This is a genomic window from Aquabacterium sp. G14 (assembly GCF_037482285.1).
Classification (GTDB): domain Bacteria; phylum Pseudomonadota; class Gammaproteobacteria; order Burkholderiales; family Burkholderiaceae_C; genus Aquabacterium.
This window is the reverse complement of sequence record NZ_JBBEYB010000020.1, coordinates 19,374-39,231: the sequence shown is the minus strand read 5'-3', so window position 1 is coordinate 39,231 and position 19,858 is coordinate 19,374. Positions and strand designations below refer to the sequence as shown.

The following is a 19,858-nucleotide window of genomic DNA, read 5'->3' as shown; positions in this document are numbered from 1 at the left end:
TTGAGCCTGCTCAGAACATTGATCACATGCTCGACGCTGACCTTGCCAGACGGTGGCGCGCTCTCCAGCGCCAATTCAACTGCCACCAGCACCGCATCCAGGCCAGCTGTGCTCACAATGGCCAGTACCTGCGCCATGACACGGTCGCCACCGGCCTGGCGTAGCAGCCCTCTGCGCAACTGCTGCAAGGCCGGGGGGAGGTCGGCAAACGGTGCGCCATTGCGCAGCGCACCGGGCTTTCTTTGCACCAGCGGGATGTAGTGCTGCCAGTCATAGCGGGTCTGTCCACGGTCACTGAATCGCTCATGCTGCGCCACCACCTCATCGTTGGCCACCACGACCACCCGCGTCGGGTACAGCCGGGTGCTGACCATCTGCCCGGCCAGCTCGCAAGGCACCGAGTAACGGTTGCGTGCGACCGAGACCAAGCAGGTGCTGGTCACCCTCGCCGGGCGCTCCACATAGCCGTCAAAGGGCTGCGGCATTGACATCAAATGGGCACGTTCATGCTCCAGCATCTCGGCCACACTGAACTGCGAATGCTCTGGGTGGCGAACCTCCGCCCACAGGCTGCGACAGCGCTCGCCCAGCCAGGCGTTGAGTTCTGCAAAGGAGCCAAAGCGCTGCTTGGCCGCATCAATCCAGATTCGCCGCCTGCTATCTTGCACGTTCTTCTCGACGACCCCCTTCTCCCAGCCACTGGCCACGTTGCAGAAGTCGGCGTCGAACAGGTAGTGCGCGCACATCACCGCAAAGCGTGCGTTGACCACTCGGCCCTTGCCCTTCTTGACCTGGTCCACCGCCGTCTTCATGTTGTCGTAGATGCCGCGCCTGGCCACCCCACCCAGCGCCGCAAAGCTGCGCGTGTGCGCATCGAACAGCATCTCGTGTCCCTGACTGGGATACGCCACCAGCCAGAACGCACGGCTGGCACACAGCTTCATGTGCGAGACCTGCAGCCGGTAGTAAATGCCGCCCACCACCAGGCCTTCTTCGCTCCAGTCGAACTGGAATGCCTCGCCCAGCTCGAACGACAAGGGCACGAAGGCTCGCGTCGCTACCGCTTGCCCCTCGCCTTGGCGCCACTGGCGGATGAAGTCCGTCACGCGGCTGTAGCCGCCTTCGTAACCTGCCGACTTGAGTTCGCTGTACAGCGCCCGTGCCGTGCGGCGCTCGTGCTTGGCCCGATAGGCATCGGCCTTGAGCGCCTGCCTGAGAACCTCGTGGAAGGCCGTCAACTTGCCCGGCTGCTCGATTCGCCGGTACTTGGGCTCGCCATCCAATGGCGCCTTGAGCCACTTGGCTATCGTGTTGCGCGATAGCCCCGTCATCCGCGAGATCTCCCGCTCTGACTTCTTGCCTCGGCTGTGCAGCCGCCGGATTCTGCCGATCATGTCCATGGTGATCACTCCTCGAACCCCGCTGCATCAAAAAGCAGCAGAGTAGGTTGAACACCTGGCTCAGTTTTAGATCGGCACACCCCTCATAAGTGGCTCAGTTTTCGGTAGGCGCCAACACTCCCGAGCTTATGAGCACCTCTGCGGGTTGTTACGGGCTTGCGGGTGTTTCCCCATAACTCAGCACGCACTATTACCCTGATGCGTCTCCAGCCAGCGCTGCCCAAGGCGAGTCCGCCGGTAGCGTTGCTTACTGCTGCGCGGCGTTTCGGGTCGGGTCATCTCCACCAGGCCAGAAGCGAGCGCGGGCAACAGGTATGCCTTCCGGAAATGCTTTTCGTCCTTCAGATCCAGGGCCTGCTGCAGCCCTGTCCGGGACAATTCTTCGTGCAATGCCAACACGACACGCACAACTTCGGGGGCGACTTCAGGGGTAACTTCGGGGGCGACTTCCCCGGTGACTTCGGGGGGCACCGACCGGGCCAACGGATGGCAGGGCAGCCGGATCACAAACGAAAGCCGATCCTCATCTGATTCAAACAGGGGCGCGGGCGAGCCATTGGCGGCCATCACCTTGAGGATTTTTGGGATGCCCGTCGAGCGACCTTCCGTCAGATCAAGCTCTTTCAGGAATTCACCGATACGCCGGTTGCGGTAGCGGCGGCTGACCGCACGCCCCGCCTGAAAATCCTCCAAACGGATCGACCGATCAGGGCCGGGAAAGCTCAGAATGACCAGTTCTTCATTGCTGATGCGCACCTCGATGGGCTCGCGCTCCTCGTAGGACCGGTGATAGACCGCGTTGACCAAGGCCTCCTCGATGGCAGCGTAAGGGAAGTTCCAAACCCGCGTGGCTTCGGCGCGGTCGGGATGCTTGATGACCGTCTCGCGAAGGTAGTTGCGTTGGATGTAGCTCAAAGCCTCGCGCGTCATCCGCGCCAGCGGGCCTTTGAATATCTTTTCCTCAAAGCGATCCCCGCCCGCGCCTTCAGGAAACCAGACAACATCGATTTGCACACCCGGGAAGAAGCGCTCCGGTGTTTCATTGAAAAAAAGCAAGCCCACGTTCTTGGGCCACGGTGATTCGGTGGGTCCGCCCGCCACATTCATCTGCCGGGCCAAGGCCTCGACCGACAGCCCGGGCGCATCCTCTGCCAGCGTGCTGCCCACCTCCTGCAAAAAGGCCTGCATCAACGGCTTGGACAGATCATCGATCCGTGCCGACTGGTTGTATCGGTCATCGAATGGCACCCTGGCGGCCAGGCTCAGTAACTCCTGCTCGGCCTCGCCCTTGGCCTCGACAGTGCTGCTGTAGCGCCGGATGTAATAACGCCATGTTTTCTTGTTGGCGGTGACGGCTTCCGGTGCCTTGTAAGGTCGGTTCTGACCGCCGGGCGCCCACAGCACGATCAGCTTGCAACCCTCGACGTTCTCGATGCTCAACACTGGGAAGTACGGCGGCTGGATCAACTGGCAGGCGGCCAGCAATTCCTGCTGAATCTTGTCCAAGTGGTTGTCCGCCAACCCCACGGGTGGAAACACAGGTTGGCCATTGGCATCACAATCCTGCCCGATCACAACATAACCGCCGCCGAGGTTTTCGAAGTCGTTGGCAAAGGCGCACAGGGTGCGGATGATCGCGTCCGGATTCCACCCGGCCTTGTACTCGATGCGCTCACCCTCGACCGTGCGTTGGCGCAGCAGATCATGGAGATTGATCGGGAGCTTGCTCATACTCTTTTATCCCCCCGCTAAGCCGGCTTCCGACCAGAAATGGTCGAAACCATCGCCCACACCCCAACCGACGTTTTGCCCCAACTGACGCACCCGATCCAGCCGCCCAAGAAATGCCGCCTGCTGCCCCTTGGGAAGTGCCAGCACATATTTCAGCGCCTGCTCGAACATTCGAACCAGGGCGTCATAAAAGCCTTCGTCGTCCATGCCGCAACCGGCCAGAAAATCGAACACTTCCTCGCAGTAAAACACCGTGAGTTCGGCCAATCCCTCTGGCTGGCCCAGTGCCTTCTTGTAATCGCTGATGGCCTTCTTGGCCTTGCTGACCGAGATCGGGTTGCGAAAGTCAGGCGGGTTGATCCATCGGATGATTACATCCTTGAAGGGCTCCAGCGGGTCGTCGCCCAGCCCAAAACGAGCGTGCAAAAACGCCTTGTTGTCCTTGCTGGCGGCGTACAGGTCTTGCACCAGCCCCAGCAAACCGGCGCGGTCGAAATCGGCCAGCTTGGTTTTGACGTCGCTCCAACTGGGCGTGGCTTTGGTGGTTTTCTTCGTTGCCATGCGAATCAGTCCGTGGCCCGAACCATTAAGCACGCCTTAATGGTTGCCGGCAGGCATTCGGTTGCCAATAAACGAGCGATGATGTCATCCTCACGCATTCGCCGAAATGTCATGGTTTTACCCCATACGATCCAGCCAGACGGTTCAGCAAGTCTTGGTGTCGAGACTCCAGGTCACTCAGCGTGAAAGCTCCCAAAGCCAAGAGACGTTGGGAGTTTGGCAAACTTTCGACTCGGTCCTCAAAGTAGCGCACTCGTTTGTCGGCAAAGTCCAGATTGCCAAGTGAGGTGTTTTTGCGTCGTGACAGCAGCATTAAATTGCCAAGCCGGTGCAGCCACGCCTCTCTCTGTTCCTCCGTGAAGTCCTTGAGCCATTGGCTGGTTTTACCCGGCGTCTGCGGCAGGATGTGCTCGACGCTGATTTCGTCGGGTAAGTTCAATGGAGCGGCATGACTGGCCAGCAGATATTCCAAACGCAACAGCACATACCGGGCAAAGCGGCGCCCATAGATCGCACCGTCGAGCAAAGCCATCAACTGCTTACGGTCGAAATCGAAAACCTTGCTGGCCAAGACATCGTCGGGAGTCTTGGCTGACTCGATGGCCTTGAGCACATCGTTCATGTTGCTGATCCGCTGGGTCGGTGTCAGCTGCACAATCCAGTCGGCCGAAAATTTGTTATCGATGCGTTCGATCAGGTCGAGCAGTTTCTGAGCCTTGAATTTGCGATACCAGGCCAGCACCGGCGGAATCCAATCGGTGGCAGGCAAACCACGGCGCATCACGTTGATGCGGTTGCGGTACGCATTGCCAAGGCTGGCTGGCAGGCCATCAAACTGGATCGCCTCGTCGAAAGCGTCCTTGTAGGCTTTCACCGCCTCAAAACTGTCAGTGCCCAGCGCCAGCAACGGTGGTTTGGTGCCGTAGATGCGCTCATCGAATTCCTTGAGCAGACCCTCGCGCGCTTTGTCTTTGACGTAAATCGTGCGCACTAGCGACAGGAAACGGTCGAATTCATCACGGCCCATTTCGCCCTCGACCTCCTCCCAGTACTCGGCCCATTTGATGCGCTCGCTTTCCTTGCTGATAGCGCCAAGGTTTTTGGCCTTGAGGATGTCGCTGTTTGACAGGGGGATACCGCGGTCATTAAGGATGGTGAAGAGGCGGAAAGCGTCGTCCAGATCCTCCGTCGACACGTAGATGAACAGGGCGTTGTTCAGCAAATATCCGACAAAGCGATCAAGGTCTGCGGCTGTCGGGAAGCGGCCTGTGTCATCAAAACTGGCGTGAATGGTCTGCATGCCTGCAGCCATGTTTGCAAGTGACAGGTTCTTGCTGGCAGCGATGCCAGACAAGTCCATACTGCGCGACCCGTCGTCTGTCTTGATGTAGCGCTCGATAAAGGCACCAACGTTATCGCGAATGTCATAGACAATGCGATTGCGGCCGGGGATCTTCTTCCACTTATTCTCTTCTTGGAACAGCATCTCCCGGCAAGCGCCCTTGAGTTTGTCGTCCACCACCCGGTCACGAATGCACGCCAACATCAGCATCAGCGTCGTCAGGCGCTGCTGACCATCCAGCAGTTCGTACTCCTCAAAGCTCACACCATCGGTGATGCGAGTAGCTTTGCGCAAGACCATCGAGCCTAGGAAATACTGCCCTTCCGGGTTGTGCTCGCTGGCGTAGTTCACATCGTCGATCAGCTCGGAAATTTCATCTTTGCCCCAGACGTAAGCACGCTGGTAATCCGGGATGCGGAACCAGAAACGTGAGAACACCTCACCGATGACAATTTTGGCGCTCTCGATTTGCCCCTTTTTACTTGAACTCATTTCCACTCCCTGGGATTACCTGGATGCAGCAGCAAACAGATCATCGAGCTGCGGGTTGCTGGTGATGAGCAGCAGCTTCTTGATCGTGGCGGCCTGGTTGATTTCCAGGCGCGCGAAATGTTCGCCACCAGCCGAAGACTGCTTGCGGATCAGTTGGATGCGCCCGAACAGCCCGCCGTGCTTTTTCGCAAACTTTGCCAACCCGACCGCTTTCTCAAAGTTATCGCTAAGACTCGGGTCGTGGGGCTCCAGAATGTCGATGGCAAATTCGCTGCCGACTTGGCGCACCACAACCAAATCCGGGAACATGGGTCGCACATCACCGCCGGTCTCATACGGAATCTCCAGCGACCACGGCTTGCGATCCAGATTGCGCAACCAGCCGACCACTTCAGGCTTGGCCAGTTCTTCCTTCAACACCCCGGCCTCCCAGGAGCCCAATTCGGCACGGAACTGGCCGTTGCCTTCCACATACAGATGGCGCTCCCAGAGGGGATCAGTCGGCAGTCGCTTGAAGTCGATGGATGCCGGTAATTGCCATGGCACCTCGTTGGGCTTGGCCGTCGCCAGCCGCAACTTCTCGTAGTTGATGCGCCGCTGCTCCTTGAGTTTGTAGATGGCCTTCTTGTGCTGGTCGTAAAGACCATCGAAGGCGGTTTCTGCCAACGATTCCAGCACTGCCATTTCTGCCGCGTTGCGTGCCAGGACGATGGCCTCTACCTTGACTTCCAGCGCATCGCGATCCGCGTGCGTACGCCAATACTCCATTTGCAAACCGTGGCTAAAGGCACGTCCGGCCTCTTCGAACAGCCGATCAATGTCCACGTCTGAGGCATCAATGTGATAGTCCGCAGTTGGCTCAGCTACGCCAGTGCCGTTGTTGACAGCCAATGTGCGCAGGCCAACCTGCGTGATCGCTTTGGCCGCAGCATCGAACTGGCCTGCTGCCTTGATCGCTGCAATGCGCAGCCCCATCCACTCGGCAATCTGCTGCTTGGCCTGGCCCCAGGCTTCGTCATCAATCTCATCAATGGTCAGACTGCGTGAGATGGCCATATAACGGCGCAGCGGGCTTTGCGCCCGAGCGGCATTCACACGGTAGGTGATCAATTCGTCGAGGGCCGCAAAGATGGACTCGCAGCCATCGCGCCGCTTGAGCACCACCAGATTGCGGCTGGAGCCCGTTTCAGCGGGCGGGACATCTTCGGCGTTATGCAGCGAGGCCACCACGCTTTCCACGGCACCCGTATCGAAGTACGGCAAGAACAAATGCACATCGTTCAGCGCGGCATCCTTTTCGATACGGCGTGCCAGCGGTGTGCGCACCATCCGGCCCAGCAACTGGGCAATGTAAGTGTGGTCTTCCGCACGGCGGAACGACATCATCACCTCGGCGCGCGGGCAATCCCAGCCAGTGGACAGGCTGGTCTTGAAGAACACCACACCGATGTTTTTGTCGGCATCAATGCGCGAGGCTTCCACCTTGCGCACCCGGCGGCCGCCCACGTCCAGGTCACCCGTGTCATGCATCGCATGGGCGACCTCGCCTTCGTTCAGGCGGCGTCCGATGGCGCTCTCAATAACGGTCAGCGCTGCACCGAGGTCGGTCTTGGTCAGTTGCCGGTCCGAACCGTTCTCAACCTGAACCACCAGCACCGGCCAGATGGTTTGCTCCTTTTCGTCTTGGCAATACGCGCCCCATGCCGCGGTCATCTGCCCCCAGCGTCGGGCCGCTTCTTCCAAAAGCGCCATTTCCGCCGTGGTGGCGGCTTCAGGGTGATGAATCAGGATGCGGTCTTTCAGCAGGCCGGACTTGCGCACTTCCTCCGCCGGCACGGCCACCTTGTGCGTGGTCACGGTGTGCTCGGCATTCGCCATCAAATCCAGGAATCGCTTGGGCGTGGCCGACACCCCAATCACCATCGGCATCTTGACCAGGCCCACCTCGGGGTAGCCCAACAAGAAGCGCTGCATCAAGGTTTGCGCAGCCTGCGCCCCCTTGCCCGAGGTCATGCCGCGGTGCGCCTCGTCGATCACCACATAGAAGCGATCGGGAATCGCTCGCGCGGTGTTGGTCAGCGTTTCCCAGATCAGATGCTCACGGCCATCGCCACGGTTGGTCAGCGGCTGATTGACGGCCAGCTTCTGCGTGTTGATGAAATAGATGCGCCCGCCATCCAGCCGGGGCGCGTCGAAATGCGCGTCGATGGTGATGAGCTGATTAACCCGGTACACCTTGTCCGATTTGCTCTCAATCTTCAGCTTGGTCTGCTCGTTGAGCTCGGGCATGTCCGACACCCACAGGATGACGGCATCGGGCTGCGGAGCCCAGTCCAGCGGCCAGGCCAGCTGGTCATCGGGCTCGTCCAGAATCGCCTCGAACAGCGCCGTCATCATGATGGTCTTGCCGCTGCCGGTAGCCGCCGACAAGGCGATGACCTGCTGGTTATCTGGCGAAACGGCCTTGCGCGCGCTCACCAAGGCTTCGCGCAATTTGTTCAGCGCGTCTTTCTGAAAATCGAACAGCGTGACCTTCATGCCCGCGCTCCCTGTGTGCCAGCCGGACCGGCAGCGCGGTCCTGATTCTTGTTGATCATGAAATTGAGCAGGTAATCGCGGTACAACTGCACCACCGCCAAGCCGGGGTTGGCCTTGCCCGCCACCTCGCGCACGTCCTGCGCCATGGTTTTGAAGGATTCGTCCGCGTCGGTGACGATGAACACCTGCGACAAGCCGGTGCGACCTTCCAGCGACTTCAGCAAGCGGCCCATGCGGGTTTCATCCAGCAGCACCACGAAATTGCTGCCCTCTGGCGCAAACAGCACCGGCTCCGGCTCGCCACGCTTCAACTCCGGTCGCGGCCCCACGGCCCCGGCCTTCAGCCACAGCAGCGGCAGGATTTCGTGGAAGGCACGGCGTAGCGACACGCGTTCGCGCTCCAGAAAATCCAGCTTGAAGTAGGCGAGGTTGGCGGCAAAGCCTGCGCTCATCGGGCGCTTTTCTTCCTCCGGCACCAGAATCGGGCCGAGCAGTTCGGCCACCTGCGCCTTCAACTGGTCGAACACACGCTTGACGGGCGTGACGATGTAGAAGTCGGTGATGTGCTCTTGTCCGTCGAGTGCCTCCAGCCAATCTTCTGCGGCTGCTGGGTCAAACAGCACGCTGGCCTTGTGGTCTTCCGACACGATGAAGGGGCACGGATCTTTCACCAGCGTCTGTGGCAGGCCATCGATCAGCGCCACCACCTGCTTCTTCTTGGGCAGTGTGTCGAGCTGTGCCGGATCGACAAAGCCGATCTGTGTGAAGCTGCGCGCTTTCTCGCGCTCCACGGTTTTGCCGGTCAGGTATTCACCGGTCAGCACCGAGCCATTGTCCCGCCGGCCCAGGATGGTGTACTTGCTGCGCGGCCAGGTCACCGAACGGCAGATGCCTTGGGCCTCCCACTCTGCATCGCCGGGTTGCAGGCCGCGTGCGCTCAGTGCCGCAGCCTCCTCGGCGGAGACTTCGTTATTGGTGACCAGAATGCAGCGGCGCTGGCCGCCGTCGGTGGCGTTGAGCAGGTTGACGGCATTTAGCGTGGTGCCGCTGCCTGCGAAGAAGTCCACCGTCAAAGCGGTGGGTTTGTCTTCGAGATAGAACCGTAGCGTGTCCCTTACGGCATACAAACTTTTGGGGAATGGGAAGCGGCGATCTGGAAGAATGTCGCCCAGTAGCCGAGAGCCATACTGAGTGGCATCGTGACTAGCGATTCGCCATTGACTACCGGGTACGGCCAGCACGAAGCTGGCGTCGGCATCCTCAACAATTATTGAACCATCTGCCGCGCGTCCGGCCTCTTGGAACTCCCCGCGTTGAATCTTGGCGTATTCACCGTCCTTCAAAATGTAAATTACAAAACCGCGTTTTTCGTTACCCCCAACACGTACACGTCCAAGCCGCATACGCTCTTTGAACGTTTCAGGTGACCATTGCCAGTTGCCTTCTGTTTTGTTTTTGCGAATTGGCAGAACAGCAACGAGACCTGGGATTTGTTCCGCAACGGAAACACCTTCAGGCAATGCTGAACCGACTTTTTCGATTGCCTTTGTCTTTGGATTGACGTAGATCGGATAAAAACAGCCAGGGGAGTGACTCCTCTCGGCATTCGTGCCCGAGCGCCGAAGTAGATCCCAACGAATATTTCCTGTGTGGGTTCGCCCCTTTCCTGAAACCCATTCGCGACTGAGTCGAAGTCGATTTGGTGCTGCTTGACCAAACATAACCACAAAGATGTATTCGTCTGCCCGACCGAAGCCTCCAGCACGCGCAACTACTGCAGGGTTGATCATGGTGCTGATCATCTGAATTCGAGCTTCTGGAAACTGCTGTTCGAGCAACATCCCAAGGTGCAAATACTCTTTTTCGTCAATCGTGACGATCAGCACCCCGGTATCCGGCTTGAGCAGGCGCTTGGCCAGTTTCAAGCGCTTTTCCATGAAGGCCAGCCACTTGCTGTGCCGCCAGCCATCGTTGCCGTCCACGTAGTCGTTGTTGTACTTCCAGTCGCGCGCGCCGGTGTTGTAGGGCGGGTCGATGTAGATGCAATCGACCTGACCGGCATACAGGTAATCCAGCAATTGCAGCGCGTGGTAGTTGTCGGCCTCGATCAGCGTGTGCCAGGGGGCGTCAAGCGGGCCGTTGGCCACGGCATCTACCGGCACCAGCGCGGGGAAGATCGGCTCGCCAAATTCACGCACCACCAGCAGTTCATCCACCATGAACTGCACCGGCTCTGCCGCGGCGCGGGTCGGTTCGCTGGGGTGGGCCTCGTTGCTGGGTTTAACGCAGGTCGCTACGCCCGCGTGGATGGACTTGATTTGCCACACATCTTTCAGCGCACCCTGACGGCGACACACCAGATCGCCCTTGCGTGGCTTGGCGCCGTGCAGCGGCAACAACTCCGGCAGGTGATCTTCAAACACCAGGCCGAATTTCTTTTCTTTCTTCGCGTTGTCCCACTCTGCGGTGAGTCGCTCGCGCAGTCGGGGATCGCTGATTTGGGCGATCAGGGTATCAATGGCGGACAAACTTCCCTCCTTTTGGCCTACCAGCCCTCACGGGCTGCAGACTCGTGTTCATTCAGCAATTCGATGGGGCCGGTCATCACGAGCCCTTTTCTTCCGGAGCCGCATGCTCATCGGCACCACCGGCGCGCACCCAGTCATCCACCTCGGAAACTTGGAACTTCCACAACCGACCCACGCGGTGCGCTGGCAGGCCTTTGCGGTCGATCCAGCGGTAGATCGAGTCGCGCGTGACACCCAGATGCTCGGCAATCTGGTCCACGGACACCCACGGTTCAGCGGTCATGGCAGGGCTCCGGCAGCAGCGGTTGGGGCGGCATAAAGTCGGTTTGAATCGCAAAGACTGCAATTTATCAGGTTGAAGGCCACCAGACGAGGGTTCGATGCCGTGGGCATCATCTTTTTCTTGGCTTCTTGATCGTTCAGCGCGTGAATGGTGGCGTGATCCACCAATCAAGGAGCCCCACGATGAACACCAAGACCACTGCCATCGACACCTATCTCGCCCGCACCGCAGCCATCCACATCAAGGTAGCCCGGCTGCGCCAACTGGCCGACAACCACTTCGGCCACGACCCGGAGGCCATCCACTGGGGCCACGTCGGTGACCTTGGCCGGGTGGATCAGGCGCTGGATGACCTGCTGGCGATCTTCGACGGCCAGGCCAAGTGAGGGAGTCCGTGATGGAAACGCTGCCCAAAGTCTCCCCTGCCCAATGCCTGCTGCTCCGCACTGCCGCCTGCCGTCCTGATGGGCGAGTGATCCCGCCCGACACGCTGCGCGGCGGCGCACGGGTCACGGTGCTGACCTCACTCCTGCAGCGCGGGTGGATCGAGCCTGCCGACGACGGCCACGTGATGACCGACGCGGGCTACGCTGCCATCGGCCTGCAGCGGCCCGCACCGCCGGATGATGCCCAGCCGGTGGACATCAACGGCGATCTCCAACTTCTGGAGGGCATCCCGGTCCGCCCCGGCACCAAGCTGGCCGCACTGGTGATGGCGCTGCGCCGCCCGCAAGGCGCGACCAGTCTCCAACTGATGCTGGCCACCGGCTGGCAGCCGCACTCCGTGCGCGGCGCCATCTCCGGGATGCTGCGCAAGAAGCTGGGACTGAACGTGGTGCTGTCACACAACGGCAGCGGCGAGCGGGTATATCGCGTAGTCTGACTGTGGCCAAGGGTGTCCAGTTTCTGGAGGCCCTTGCCGATACCAAGGTCTGACGCAGCTGACGCAGTTCCACGTAACTCTCTACACGCGTGCGCGTGTGCGCGCCTCACGGAAAGTTTCGACAAGCTGTGTCCGCTGCGTCAGACGGTGCGCAAAGGCTCGTGGGCCGATTTCTGCAACCCAGCCAGCGAATCGGCTACAAACCCGCGCCAGCATTGAGTTTTCTACCCTGGCCGTTTTTCGTTCGGCTGGGGTGCAAACCTGCAAACCCGGTACGCAACAAGGTTCGCACCTTCCGCGTTGCCGCCATCCCGCACAGGCCCGCGCTGACCGGGCTTTCGGCCCGATTGCCCACACTGCCAGGTGCGAACCGCAAACCCTGCAAACCTTGTTTTCTGGTCGGACGGTGGCGCAATGCTGCGCTCGCGCCCCCCCGCATTGGAATGTCGCAAGGAAGGACCCCTTTCGCCTGGTGCATCTGTGCGTGCGCCGACCATAACAATAGGAGGTGACCATCACCATCGTCACAACCATCACGGTCGATGGCCCGGCGTGACGGTGGTGATGGTTGTGACGGTCGCCACATATTGTTTACACCGGCGAACACGCAGATATGCCCGGCGATCCGACCGTCACACTGCGTCAGGCTCCTGCATCCACGCCGGGATGTCTCGCTGGCCGTGCAGCACACGCCAGACTTCGATGTGGTCCGGGCGCTCGACGTAGAAAACGAGGTGCGGGTAGCGCGTCAGCGGCCATGCACGCAGGCCCGGCAAGTTGAGTTCATGGGCGTAGCGCGAGGAGCCGGTGGCCGGATGGCGACCGATGTGCCCGTAAGCCTTCTCCAGCGCATCGACGAAGCCCATTGCCACGGCTTCGCCCGCCTCACTCAGGTAGTAGGCGACGGCCTCGTCCACATCCCGGTTGGCCTGCTCACGCGGGATGACGGGCTTGGCCTTCACGCCTTGGCAGCGGGCTCGTTGGCTTTGCGCACCCGACCCCGCAGCCCCTCGAAGTAGCTGGCATCAGCAGGGGCCGCCGGGGCCGAGGCCGCTCCAGCCAACAGCAGCTTGCGCAATTGCTGGCGGTCTTGGTCCTTGCGGATCAGTTCACGTATGTACTCGCTGCTCGTGCCATAGCCGCGCTGGCTGACCTGCTCGTCCACGAAGGACTTCAGGGCGTCGGGGAGAGAGATGTTCATCGTGCTCATGGCGCAAGTGTGGGTTCTTTGGCAAAATTTGGCAAGACCTGTATTCCACCCTACCGAAAGAAGGCATCCATGCCCCACCCGAACAACTGCCTGCGCTACTGGGATCTGGCCGACCACATCCGCATCGATGACGCCATTGCCCTGTGGTGTGGCGTGGAGCCTGCCGAGCTCGCCAGTCTGAACTTCGAGACCCAGTGCATGAGCGCCAAGCGGGCCGCGCTGGTTACCGCCCTGCGCACGGGGCGCCTCGAATATGAAGATCTGGGCATCGTCACCGCGCGTGGGCAGGTGTTCAAGGGCGCGCCCATCGACGAGTTGCTGGAGAAGGATCGACTGGTGATCGACAAGGCCAGTCTGCGCAGGTGGTTTGAGCAACTGCCGTTCGAGGATCGCCCGGCCTTCCTGTTCGACGAGGCGCGGCAGCCGGTGTTGCCAGATGGCAGTGAGGCGGCGGAGATGAACAGCCTGAAGGCCATCGCGCTGATGGCACATCTGCTGGCCGCCTCAGCAGGCAAATACCGAGCGGGCGAGCGCCCGAATTCGGAGGCCATTGGCCAGGCCGTCAACGATCTCGCCAAGCAGTTCTTTGGCGAGGAGGTGCGGGGCTACGCGTCCTTCCACAAGAAAGTGGGCGCCGCCCTCAAAACCTTCTCGAAGGAGATCCCGCAGCGTTTTCGGGAATCCTGAACTTCAGGAAACTAACCTGAAGTTCGGCGGGTTGCCATACCCGTCTGAACCAGACTGGCGACATCCATCAATCACCACGGATGCTCGCCATGAACCAACCCCGTCCCGCACTGCCCGAAACCGGCTTCGTTCGGTTGCCGCAGATTCTGTCCCTGATCCCCATCAGCCGCTCGGCCTGGTGGGCCGGCATCCGGGAAGGCAAATTCCCTCAAGGCATCAAACTCGGCAGCAAGACCACGGTCTGGCGCGCTGAGGACATTCGCAATCTCATCGAACGCTCGCGCTGATTCGGGCGGTGATGATGAGCGCGCCCATCCCATCTCCGGACGGAGTAGTAGAGAACGACCGTCACCACCATCACGACCATCACGCGGTCGCGGTGGATACAGCGGTAACGAAGGCACCGACACCTGACACCGATCCCGTTGGTGTGATCGAGGCGGCACTGGTCCGTCTGGCCGATGACGTGGGCGTGCTGGCCGAGGACGACGTGGTGCGCGCCTTCTCGATCCTCAAGGCCACGGACCTGCCGACCTACTTGCGCCTGCGCCACGCCGCCAAGAAGGCCAATCGCGATTGCTCGGTGACGGTGCTCGACAAGCTGGTGCGCGATGAACTGCCCGGCAGCGATGACGACGCGAGCGCGCTTGATGAACTGGTAGCGCTGGCCAGAGCGCAGTGCCAGTTGCACCACGACGCCGATCGCAACGCGGTCGCTGTGATCCCGATGCCCAGTCGGCGCGAAGTCTGGCGCGTGTATTCCTCCGGCTTCGAGGACTGGTTGCGGGCCGCGTACTGGCGTGCCAAGGAAATGGGTGTGCCAGAGACCACGATGAAATCGGCCCTGGCCACGCTCGCCGCCGCAGGCATCAACGACGGTGATGAGATCGAAGTCCACGTCCGCGCGGCCCGCTGTGAAGATGGCTACCTGATCGATCTGGCCGATGAGCAGTGGCAGGCCATCCACGTCACCCCCCAGGGCTGGCGCGTGGTGAACGAATCGCCGGTGTATTTCACCCGCACGCCTTCGATGCGCCCGCTGCCGATGCCTGTGCCGACAAGGATGACCCATGGCGATGTCGGGTTGCTCTGGCAGCACACCAACATCCCGGCACACAGCCGGGTGATGGTGCTGGCGTGGCTGCTGGACTGCTTCCGTCCGGACACCCCCTTCCCGGTGCTGGAACTGGTGGGCGAACAAGGCTCGGCCAAGTCCACCACGCAGTCCGTGCTGCGCAGCCTGGTCGATCCGAACAAGGTGATGCTGCGCGGTAGACCCAAGACGGTGGAGGACGTGTTCGTCGCCGCCGCCAACAACTGGCTGGTCAGTTACGAGAACCTCTCTGGCCTCACGCCCGAGCAGCAGGATGCCTTTTGCACCCTGGCCACCGGCGGCGGCTTTGCTTCGCGCCAGCTCTACACCAATGGCGAAGAGCACGTCATGGAAACCAAGCGTCCGGTGGTGCTCAACGGCATCGCCGTGGTCGCCACACGCCCCGACTTGATCGACCGGGTCATTCACGTCGATCTGCCGACCATCCCCGCAGATGCCCGGCGTGACGATGCCGACACCCACGCGGGCTGGGAACGCGATCAGCCGAAGGTGTTCGCGGGCTTGCTCGATCTGTTCTCAGCGGCCTTGGCCATTTTGCCGACGGTCAAGCTCACCCAGAAGCAGCGCATGGCTGATTACGAACGGCTGGGCGAAGCGGTAGCCCGTGCTCTCGGTTTCGAGGCTGGCGAATTCCAGCAGCAATACGCTGATCTCGTGCGCGCGGGCATCGACCGTGCGCTGGAGAGCAATGCCGTCGCGCAAGCACTGGACAAGTACCTCGCCGAGCGCGTGCTGCCCATCAACTGGCAGGGCACTGCGGGTCAGCTCTACGACCTGCTCAACAGCCACAGCATTCCCGACCGCAGCAGTTGGCCTCGCTCGCCCAAGGGCCTGTCCGATCAGTTGCGCCGCATCGCCCCGGCCTATCGCGCCAAGGGCATCGACATCACCCACCTCGGCCACAGCCGGGAGGGCGCGCGCTGGCGCATCGCCCAAATCCGTTCCCAAACCCATCCTGCCACGCCACCCGGCATTGAGGGTGGCACTCGATATGGAGCTCACCGTGAGTAATCCCAATTTGCACCCCGTCTGGGCCAAGGCCCTCGGCATCACGCCGCAGGCCACCAGCCCATCCACCTCTGCCGAAACGCAGCTGTCCCCGCTGGCTGCCGCGATTGCGGCGATGACCGGGCAAACCAACTCCCACCAGGGTTGGCAGGCCTCCAGCCATCCCCGCCGCCCCGGCGCGCCGGTCGGCATCAAGAAACAGGTCGGCCCAGGCCTGTGGGTCAGCACCGTCGCGCGGCCCGGCGATACCCATTACCCCGTCCATCCCTGATCAAACCTGGAGACCATGACCATGAAACTGAACCCGTTCAGCAAGAAGTCCAACCCCTACCTCGACAAGATCAAGGCCGAGCACGACGCGCTCAACCAGGAGCTCACGCCCCTCAAAGCCGAATTGGCGGAGGCGGAAGCGGAGCACGCTGCGGCACGCGAGAAACAAAATCGTCTGCGTGATGCCGCTGGCTCGATGTCGATGAACACGCCACCGGCGGCCAAAGCCCACTGGCCCATCCTGTGCGAAGCCAATCAGCGGATGGAAAGGCTCAAGTCGAAGGTGTCCAACCTGGAGAGCCAACTGCGTCCGCTGCAGCAGGTCCTGGCCACCCCAGAGCGCTTCGCAGTGGCCCGCAAGCAGCTTGACGATCTGATAGCGCAGCGCAAGGCGGTCACCGCTGAGGCGCAGACGGTCGATGGCCAACTGACCAAAATCGCCAAGCGGGTGACGGACCTGGAAGCGCGGATTGCGACCGAGACGAAGTCGGCATCCCGGACGCTGCTGGACACCGAAGCCGAATTCGTCGTGCCTGAAACCTTGACCAAGCTGGAGGTGGAGCTGCGCATCACCCGGGCGTCCCAGGCTGAACTTGAGCGCCAGCGTGATGCGATTCAGGGCCAACTGGCTGGGCTGCCCGATGCCGTGCGCAAGGCGAGGGATCACTTCATCCACTGCCGTGCGGCGATGGCCGAAATCGAGCTGCACGAGCAGTTGATGCCGGTCATGAACGCACTGGCTCGCGCCTCGGCGGCCCGGCGCCAGATCAACTACCACCACGACGAAAGTCGCTTCCCGGTTGAGATTCCACGCGATCTGATCGAAGCAGCCAGCGATGCACTGGCGGCAGAAATGCCAGCGGCTTGACCGTCACGCGACCTGCCCACAGGCGAATTGGGTCCTTCCTCGCCATAAAGCAATACGGGGGGCGCGAGCGCGCTGCCCCGCTACCGACAGAACCCGAAACAGGGTTACCAGTTACCACCCCGGTTACCGCCCGGCGCCCTGCCGGGTTACCACTCAAGGAGTCTTTGATGAACCACACGACAGAACCTCAAGCCAGCGATGGCGCCCGCCACGTGCCCGTTGAACGCCTGCAGCACTACAACCCAGAAGTCGAGCAGCGCGTGCAAGGCTGGTTTGCCAGCGGCCAGCCGCTGGTCTGGATTCCCATCCTCAGCCAGGAGAACTTCCCGGACGTACCCCAGCAACTCCTGGAGTTTGCCGACCACTACCAGGAGGCGATGCGCTGGCCCATCCACGAGATGGAAGACCTGCTGCAGTTGCCCCATGGCATCACCGGCTGGTTGATGCCCGCCTCGGCCAGCGACACCGACGTGGCCTGCGGGGTGTGGGACGGCGAGATCTACATCCTGGGCATCAGGGACCGGCGCACCGGCAAACCCCAGACGCTGCTGGGAGAGCGTGTCGATGTTGCGACAGGGCAAGCCGACGACCTCGAACAGAGCGCGGTTTGACTTGGCTTCTGGTCGCCACAGCGCGTTCATGGACCTGTCTCAACAACAGGAGTTTGTGCAATGACAGATAACAAGAACACGGGTGGCCCTGCCGCGCCCATCTCGGCCCAGTTGGCGGCACTGCCCTCCTTGCCGATGGCGGCGCTGTGGGCGCTGTGGGATCAGCACTTTCCCCGGCGGCCCAGCCACCGCAATCGCAATTACGTCGAATCGCGTCTGGCCTACCGCATCCAGGAGCTGACCTACGGCGCACTGCCCACCAACATCCGCAAGATGCTGGTTGAGGCCGGTGCCAAGCATTCCAAGATCAAGTTGGCCACCGGTCGCAGCGCGCAAACGCTGCTGATGCCAGGTACCACGCTCATCCGGGAATGGGATGAACGCGAGTACCGCGTGACGGTCACGCCCGATGGTCTGTATGCCCTGGATGGCCAGGTGTTCAAGAGCCTGTCGGCGGCAGCGCGCCACATCACCGGCACGCGCTGGAATGGGCCGAAGTTCTTTGGTCTGCGGAGCGGCAAGGGGGATGCTCAATGAACGCGCCGTTGCTCGTGCCACCCAAGCGCTGCGCGGTGTACTGCCGCGTCTCCAGCGACGAACGGCTGGACCAGTCCTTCAATTCCATCGATGCCCAGAAAGAAGCAGGGCACGCCTTCATCAAGAGCCAGAGCCACGAGGGCTGGATCGCCGTGGCCGATGATTACGACGATGGCGGTTTCTCTGGTGGCAATATGGAACGGCCCGCACTGCGCCGCCTGATGGCTGACATCCAGATTGGCAAGGTCGACATCGTGGTGGTCTACAAGATCGACCGCCTGTCACGCTCGCTGGCCGATTTTGCGCGGATGGTCGATGTGTTCGACCGCCACCGGGTCAGCTTCAGCGCCGTCACCCAGCAGATCAACTCGGCCACCTCGATGGGGCGGCTGATGCTCAACGTACTGCTGTCCTTCGCACAGTTCGAACGGGAAGTGACTGGCGAGCGCATCCGCGACAAGATCGCGGCCAGCAAGGCCAAGGGGATGTGGATGGGTGGACCGCTGCCGCTGGGCTACGACGTTCGGGATCGGCTGCTGGTCGTGAATGAAACGGAGGCCAAGCTGGTCCGCCGCATCTTTGATGACTTCGTGACCGTTCGCTCGGCCACCCTGATGGCCAAGACCTACGGCGCGGAAGGCGTGGTCACCAAGGGAGGCAAGCCCTTCACCAAGCAGACCCTCTACAAGATGCTGCACAACCGGATGTACCTGGGCGAGATCGTCCACAAGGGGCAGAGCTTCCCTGGCCAGCATCAGGCCATCGTGACGCAAGCGCAGTGGGATGCCGTGCACGCACTGATCGCCACTGATGGCATCGAACGGCGGCGCGAGACCAACGACCGCCAGCGGGAACCGGTGTTGTTGCGTGGCCTGCTGTTCACGCCCGATGGTGATCGGCTGGTGCCCAGCTACACCGTCAAGAAGGGCAAAACCTACCGCTACTACACACCGATCAAGCACCGGCGCTTTGGCGCCTGGGCCAGCAGCCACGGGCCGTTGCCAGCGGCGCCCATCGAGGAATTGGTGACCCAGCAGATCGTAGCAGCGCTATCAGCACCGCACATCGTGCAGTCGGTGTGGGATCGGATTCGGACAACCCGCCCAGACCTGTCGGAGCCTGAGGTGGTCTTGCCGATGCGAAATCTGGCTGGCCTGTGGCAACAGTTGTTCCCCGCCGAACAGTGTCGATTGGCGCAGTTGCTGATCGAGCGCGTGGTGATTGCCGACGGTGGGCTGGAAATCATCTGGCGCGATCAGGGCTGGCAGGAACTGGCCGGTGAGTTGATGCCCGGCACCATCGGCGGGGAATTGCAGGAATGGGAACAGCAGGAAGTGGAGGCATGAAGCCGAAAGTGCAGGCTTTGGGTGGCCCCGTTGCGCGCGAGCGCCGGGACGGCGGCCAGGTCAAGCTGTCCACCTTCATCCCGCTGAAGATCAGGAAGCGCGGCGCCAGCAAGGTGGTGGTGCGGCCGGATGGGGCGGTCGAGTCGCCGGGCAAAGTCGCCAGCCAGATTGACCAGCCCCTGCTGGTGGCCCTGACGCGGGCTTTCTACTGGCAGCAACTGCTCGACGATGGGGTGGTGGGCAGCGGTAGCGAGATCGCCCAGCGCGAGGGGTTGCACCACTCGACGGTCAACGAGCTGCTGCGTCTGACGCTGCTGGAGCCCGCCATCATCCAGAGCATTCTGGCCGGGCAGCAGCCCAAGTGCATGAGCCTGCTGTGGTTCCAGCGGCATCCGCTGCCGACCGACTGGGTGGCGCAGCGGGAAGTGGTGGCGGGGTTTGATGCCTGA

20 protein-coding genes are annotated in these 19,858 nt (G+C 61.5%); 11 read left to right on the top strand and 9 right to left on the bottom strand.

Annotated features, from left to right (window positions below):
• The 7 genes from istA to WIT60_RS15600 form a co-directional block, all read right to left on the bottom strand.
• Positions 1-1,400, bottom strand: a 1,400-nt coding sequence (gene istA, locus WIT60_RS15630) for an IS21-like element ISJsp3 family transposase (RefSeq protein WP_339584764.1), incomplete at its 3' end; no start/stop codon positions are given.
• Between the two features lie 177 nt (positions 1,401-1,577).
• Positions 1,578-3,131: an RNA/DNA-binding domain-containing protein gene (locus WIT60_RS15625; protein ID WP_339584797.1), complete on the bottom strand. Its 1,554-nt coding sequence runs from the start codon at positions 3,129-3,131 to the stop codon at positions 1,578-1,580.
• Positions 3,132-3,137: 6 nt separating this feature from the next.
• On the bottom strand, positions 3,138-3,692 hold the full coding sequence (locus WIT60_RS15620; protein WP_339584796.1) for a hypothetical protein: 555 nt from the start codon (positions 3,690-3,692) through the stop codon (positions 3,138-3,140).
• Positions 3,693-3,801: 109 nt separating this feature from the next.
• A complete protein-coding gene (locus tag WIT60_RS15615; RefSeq protein ID WP_339584795.1) occupies positions 3,802-5,526 on the bottom strand; it encodes a DUF262 domain-containing protein in 1,725 nt (574 codons plus the stop codon).
• Between the two features lie 15 nt (positions 5,527-5,541).
• Positions 5,542-8,064, bottom strand: a complete 2,523-nt coding sequence (locus WIT60_RS15610; RefSeq protein ID WP_339584794.1) for a DEAD/DEAH box helicase — start codon at positions 8,062-8,064, stop codon at positions 5,542-5,544.
• On the bottom strand, positions 8,061-10,592 hold the full coding sequence (locus WIT60_RS15605) for a site-specific DNA-methyltransferase (protein WP_339584793.1): 2,532 nt from the start codon (positions 10,590-10,592) through the stop codon (positions 8,061-8,063). The genes WIT60_RS15610 and WIT60_RS15605 overlap by 4 nt, the downstream gene beginning before the upstream one ends.
• Before the next feature lie 76 nt (positions 10,593-10,668).
• Positions 10,669-10,875: a helix-turn-helix domain-containing protein gene (locus tag WIT60_RS15600; RefSeq protein WP_066695739.1), complete on the bottom strand. Its 207-nt coding sequence runs from the start codon at positions 10,873-10,875 to the stop codon at positions 10,669-10,671.
• Positions 10,876-11,057: 182 nt separating this feature from the next.
• Between WIT60_RS15600 and WIT60_RS15595 the strand changes: the two genes are divergently transcribed.
• Complete coding sequence (locus WIT60_RS15595) at positions 11,058-11,261, top strand: hypothetical protein (protein WP_339584792.1); 204 nt, start codon at positions 11,058-11,060, stop codon at positions 11,259-11,261.
• 11 nt (positions 11,262-11,272) lie between these two features.
• On the top strand, positions 11,273-11,758 hold the full coding sequence (locus WIT60_RS15590) for a DUF3489 domain-containing protein (RefSeq protein ID WP_339584791.1): 486 nt from the start codon (positions 11,273-11,275) through the stop codon (positions 11,756-11,758).
• Positions 11,759-12,390: 632 nt separating this feature from the next.
• Here WIT60_RS15590 and WIT60_RS15585 read toward each other — a convergent pair.
• On the bottom strand, positions 12,391-12,720 hold the full coding sequence (locus WIT60_RS15585; protein WP_339584790.1) for a type II toxin-antitoxin system RelE/ParE family toxin: 330 nt from the start codon (positions 12,718-12,720) through the stop codon (positions 12,391-12,393).
• A complete protein-coding gene (locus tag WIT60_RS15580; RefSeq protein ID WP_026330371.1) occupies positions 12,717-12,968 on the bottom strand; it encodes a type II toxin-antitoxin system ParD family antitoxin in 252 nt (83 codons plus the stop codon). The genes WIT60_RS15585 and WIT60_RS15580 overlap by 4 nt, the downstream gene beginning before the upstream one ends.
• Positions 12,969-13,037: 69 nt before the next feature.
• On the opposite strand from WIT60_RS15580, the gene WIT60_RS15575 reads away from it, so the two are divergent.
• From WIT60_RS15575 to WIT60_RS15535, 9 genes are all read left to right on the top strand, one after another.
• The gene (locus tag WIT60_RS15575) at positions 13,038-13,655 is read left to right on the top strand and encodes a hypothetical protein (RefSeq protein ID WP_339584789.1); all 618 of its coding nucleotides are present in this window, start codon (positions 13,038-13,040) and stop codon (positions 13,653-13,655) included.
• A gap of 89 nt (positions 13,656-13,744) precedes the next feature.
• On the top strand, positions 13,745-13,942 hold the full coding sequence (locus WIT60_RS15570) for a helix-turn-helix transcriptional regulator (RefSeq protein WP_135149789.1): 198 nt from the start codon (positions 13,745-13,747) through the stop codon (positions 13,940-13,942).
• Between the two features lie 14 nt (positions 13,943-13,956).
• Entirely contained in the window at positions 13,957-15,780 is a 1,824-nt protein-coding gene (locus WIT60_RS15565; RefSeq protein ID WP_339584788.1) for an AICE element replication initiation protein, read from the top strand.
• Entirely contained in the window at positions 15,773-16,048 is a 276-nt protein-coding gene (locus WIT60_RS15560; protein WP_339584787.1) for a hypothetical protein, read from the top strand. The genes WIT60_RS15565 and WIT60_RS15560 overlap by 8 nt, the downstream gene beginning before the upstream one ends.
• A gap of 21 nt (positions 16,049-16,069) precedes the next feature.
• Positions 16,070-16,915: a hypothetical protein gene (locus WIT60_RS15555; RefSeq protein WP_339584786.1), complete on the top strand. Its 846-nt coding sequence runs from the start codon at positions 16,070-16,072 to the stop codon at positions 16,913-16,915.
• 167 nt (positions 16,916-17,082) lie between these two features.
• Positions 17,083-17,526: a hypothetical protein gene (locus WIT60_RS15550; RefSeq protein ID WP_339584785.1), complete on the top strand. Its 444-nt coding sequence runs from the start codon at positions 17,083-17,085 to the stop codon at positions 17,524-17,526.
• Between the two features lie 60 nt (positions 17,527-17,586).
• Complete coding sequence (locus WIT60_RS15545) at positions 17,587-18,063, top strand: DUF2924 domain-containing protein (protein WP_339584784.1); 477 nt, start codon at positions 17,587-17,589, stop codon at positions 18,061-18,063.
• Entirely contained in the window at positions 18,060-19,409 is a 1,350-nt protein-coding gene (locus WIT60_RS15540) for a recombinase family protein (RefSeq protein ID WP_339584783.1), read from the top strand. The genes WIT60_RS15545 and WIT60_RS15540 overlap by 4 nt, the downstream gene beginning before the upstream one ends.
• The gene (locus WIT60_RS15535) at positions 19,406-19,858 is read left to right on the top strand and encodes a hypothetical protein (protein WP_339584782.1); all 453 of its coding nucleotides are present in this window, start codon (positions 19,406-19,408) and stop codon (positions 19,856-19,858) included. Before WIT60_RS15540 ends, WIT60_RS15535 begins: the two co-directional genes overlap by 4 nt.